This window comes from Micrococcus sp. EYE_212 (assembly GCF_023147585.1).
In the GTDB taxonomy this organism is placed as follows: domain Bacteria; phylum Actinomycetota; class Actinomycetes; order Actinomycetales; family Micrococcaceae; genus Micrococcus.
This window is the reverse complement of the sequence record NZ_JAHXOZ010000003.1, coordinates 213,326-215,832: the sequence shown is the minus strand read 5'-3', so window position 1 is coordinate 215,832 and position 2,507 is coordinate 213,326. Positions and strand designations below refer to the sequence as shown.

The window sequence follows — 2,507 nt, the reverse complement described above, 5'->3', positions numbered from 1 at the left end:
AGCGGTTCAACCGGACGCTGGCGATCGAGTGGGCCTACCGGCAGGTGTTCACCTCCAGTGCTCACCGACAGGACGCGCTTGCCCCGTGGTTGGAGTACTACAACACTGAGCGGGGTCACGCCGCGCTTGGAGGACACCCGCCCATGAACCGGGTGCCACCAACCTCATGACCGGGTACAGCTAGGGGCTGGACAGGGGAGCCCGCCGAGGGGCTACAGTGGGGGTGGCGAGGCCCCCAGCGGGCGACGCACAGACTGCCGAGGGCGGTTCCGGAGGGGAAGCCGGAACCGCCCTCGGTGTCTCCACCGGCCGGGGCTCAGGTGTGGTCGGCCGCCGAGCCGTGGGCCGCGAGCGCGGCGCCCACGATGCCCGCGTTGTTCTGCAGCTGCGCCGGGATGATCGGGGTGTCCAGCCGCAGCAGGGGCAGGTAGTCGTCGGGGCGCTTGGAGATGCCGCCGCCCACGATGAACAGGTCGGGGGAGAAGATCCGCTCCAGGTGGGAGAAGAAGCGCTGCAGGCGCACCGCGTACTCGGCCCAGCTCAAGCCGTCGCGCTCGCGGGCCTTCGCGGACGCCCGGGTCTCGGCCATGACGCCGTCGAGCTCCATGGAGCCGACCTCGAAGTTGGGCACGAGCACCCCGTCGTTGATCATCGCCCCGCCGATGCCGGTGCCGAGGGTGATGACGAGGACGAGCCCCTCGTGGCCGCGTCCCGCGCCGTAGCGGGCCTCGGCCAGGCCCGCGGCGTCGGCGTCGTTGACCACGGTGACGGGGCGGCCCAGCCGCTCCTCGAACATCGACCGCAGGTCCGTGCCGATCCAGGAGGGGTCGATGTTGTTGGCCGAGCGGCACACGCCGCCGCGCACGATCGAGGGGAAGCACACGCCGATCGGGGAGTCCGGCGCGGGGGCCTTCTCCCGCCGGTCCAGCTCGGCCGCGATGGCCGCGAGGGTCTCCGCCACGGGCAGCGGCATGGCCGGCTGCGGCGTGGCGATGCGGAAGCGGTCCCCGCGCAGCGTCCCGGCTTTGGGGCCCGTGCCGAGGCGCACGAGGCCGCCCTTCATGCCGGTGCCGCCGATGTCGACGCCGAGCACGGTCGGGTACTTCGACGCCCCGGGGTCCTTCACGGACTGCTCGGTGCCGGGCTGGTCAGGGGGGGAGGCTTCGAGGTTGCTCACGTGCGCCAGTGTACGGACACCCCTCACGGGAGGGTGAGGATCTCCGCGCCGTCGTCGGTGACCACGAGCGTGTGCTCGAACTGCGCGGTGCGCCGGCGGTCCCGCGTGACCACGGTCCAGCCGTCGTCCCACTGGTCCCACTCGATGGTGCCGAGGGTGATCATCGGCTCGATCGTGAACACCATGCCCGGGACCATGACGGTGTCGTGCAGGGGCGCGGCGTCGTAGTGCGGGATGACCAGGCCGGAGTGGAAGTCCGTGCCCACGCCGTGGCCGATGAAGTCGCGCACCACGCCGTAGCCGAAGCGCTTGGCGTAGGACTCGATGGCGCGGCCGATCACGTTGACCTGCCGGCCCGGCTTCACGGCCTTGATGCCGCGCCGCAGGGCCTCCTCGGTGCGCTCCACGAGCAGGCGGGACTCCTCGTCCACCTCGCCCACGAGGTAGGTGCGGTTGTGGTCGCCGTGCACGCCGTCCACGTAGGCGGTGATGTCCAGGTTGACGATGTCCCCGTCCTCCAGGACGGTGCCGTCCGGGATGCCGTGGCAGATGACCTCGTTCAGCGAGGTGCAGATGGAGCGGGGGAAGCCGCGGTAGCCCAGGCACGAGGGGTAGGCGCCGTGGGCGACGAGGAAGTCGTGGGCCACGCGGTCGAGCTCGTCGGTGGTGACGCCCGGGGCGATGTGCGCGGCGGCGGCCTCCATGGCCTGCGCGGCGAGCCGGCCGGCCGTGCGGATGCGCTCGATCCCGGCGGCGTCGTACACGTCCGAGGCGTGGCCCTCGTCCGGCGTGGCCTTCCCCACGTACTCGGGGCGCGGGATCGCGGCGGGCACGGGAGGGGCGGGGGAGAGGACGCCCGGCGCGAGCGTGCCCACCGGGGCCCTCGAGCCCGGCTCCGGCGCCGGGGGCCCCGCGGGGCGGGGGCCGTTGTGGCTGGACGGGGCGGAGGGGCTCTGGCGATCGGACATGTCCTCCAGCGTATCGGCCCCGTTAGGGTGGCCCGCATGAACGATGACGTGAGCACCGCTCGGGAGTACTACTTCAACGTCCGCACCCACGAGGTGGAGGAGGGGGCCCAGTCCAACTGGAAGGAGCTCCTCGGCCCGTACGCCTCGCGTGCCGAGGCGGAGTCCGCGCTGGCCCGCGTCCAGGCCCGCAACGAGGCCTTCGACGAGGCCGAGGACCACGACGAGAAGTGGAATGCCAACCCGCTCGACGACGCGAGCTGAGCCGTCCCGGCACCCGGCCCGTCGCGGGCCCCCCCCCCCCGGGGGGCCCCCCCGGGGGGGTCAGCCCCCCCACCCCGGCACCCGGGCCCGGGCCGCGCCCC

The 2,507-nt window shown here is 73.2% G+C and carries 4 protein-coding genes; 2 read left to right on the top strand and 2 right to left on the bottom strand.

Annotation, left to right across the window (positions count from 1 at the left end; all coding sequences use genetic code 11):
• The coding region (locus tag KZX60_RS03705) for an integrase core domain-containing protein (protein ID WP_248115692.1) at positions 1–170 on the top strand (170 nt) is incomplete at its 5' end.
• Between the two features lie 146 nt (positions 171–316).
• Here KZX60_RS03705 and ppgK read toward each other — a convergent pair.
• Together ppgK and map are read right to left on the bottom strand one after the other, a co-directional pair.
• Entirely contained in the window at positions 317–1,126 is an 810-nt protein-coding gene (gene ppgK, locus KZX60_RS03700) for a polyphosphate--glucose phosphotransferase (protein WP_348983736.1), read from the bottom strand.
• A gap of 74 nt (positions 1,127–1,200) precedes the next feature.
• Entirely contained in the window at positions 1,201–2,145 is a 945-nt protein-coding gene (gene map / locus KZX60_RS03695; RefSeq protein ID WP_248115682.1) for a type I methionyl aminopeptidase, read from the bottom strand.
• Positions 2,146–2,181: 36 nt separating this feature from the next.
• Here map and KZX60_RS03690 point away from each other — a divergent pair, with 36 nt between their 5' ends.
• Positions 2,182–2,406, top strand: a complete 225-nt coding sequence (locus KZX60_RS03690) for an SPOR domain-containing protein (protein WP_248115681.1) — start codon at positions 2,182–2,184, stop codon at positions 2,404–2,406.
• The last annotated feature ends 101 nt before the right edge of the window (positions 2,407–2,507 follow it).

What these genes read in the sequence shown, in the direction of transcription:
- map (WP_248115682.1), bottom strand. Translation starts at nt 2,145, where the DNA reads ATGTCCGATCGCCAGAGCCCCTCCGCCCCGTCCAGCCACAACGGCCCC.
- KZX60_RS03690 (WP_248115681.1), top strand. Translation starts at nt 2,182, where the DNA reads ATGAACGATGACGTGAGCACCGCTCGGGAGTACTACTTCAACGTCCGC.